Raw genomic sequence first — 618 nt, forward strand, 5'->3', positions numbered from 1 at the left:
CAGCACGAGCGGCGTCGCCGCGGATGCAGCCAGCGCCGCCAGCGACGAGTATTTCAGCGCGAAGGCCAGGCCGAGCCAGATCGCCGCGAAGGCCGTCAGAGCCGGCGGGCTGAAGGCCAGCAGCACGCCGATGAAGGTCGCCACCCCCTTGCCGCCCTTGAAGCCGAGCCAGGCCGGGAAGAGGTGGCCGAGGAAGGCTCCGAGGCCGGCCGCCAGCGCCGGGCCCTCGCCGAGCTGACGGGCGATCAGCACCGCGGCGGTCCCCTTCAGGGCATCGCCCAGCAGCGTCGCGGCGGCGAGGCCCTTCCGGCCGGTGCGCAGCACGTTGGTCGCGCCGATATTGCCCGAGCCGATCGCCCGGACGTCGCCGAGCCCGGCAAACCGCGTCAGGATGAGCCCGAACGGAATCGAGCCCAGGGCGTAACCCAGGGCAAGGCCGCCGAGGACGGCGGGCGTCGCGAGGTCCGGGAGCGTCATGCCGCGGCCGCGAGATCGTCGAGGGCGTGCTCCGTCCGGCCACCCACCAGCGTCAGCACCGCGGCGCCCTGGAGGCGCGCCTCGTCGAAGGGCGAGTTCTTGGACCGCGACTTGAGCCGCCGCTTATCGAGCACGTAGGGC

Annotated in this window: 1 protein-coding gene and 1 pseudogene; both read right to left on the minus strand. The window is 73.5% G+C overall.

Going from position 1 to position 618, the window contains the following annotated elements:
* Nucleotides 1-477: glycerol-3-phosphate acyltransferase (locus tag K9U40_RS23220; RefSeq protein WP_282892432.1), on the minus strand; the 477-nt coding region annotated here is incomplete at its 3' end.
* Nucleotides 474-618 (minus strand): annotated as a pseudogene (locus tag K9U40_RS23225) (dihydroorotase); the annotation flags it as partial. The gene K9U40_RS23220 and the pseudogene K9U40_RS23225, both read right to left, overlap by 4 nt.

This window comes from Xanthobacter autotrophicus, assembly GCF_030015065.1.
Lineage (GTDB): Bacteria > Pseudomonadota > Alphaproteobacteria > Rhizobiales > Xanthobacteraceae > Xanthobacter > Xanthobacter autotrophicus_D.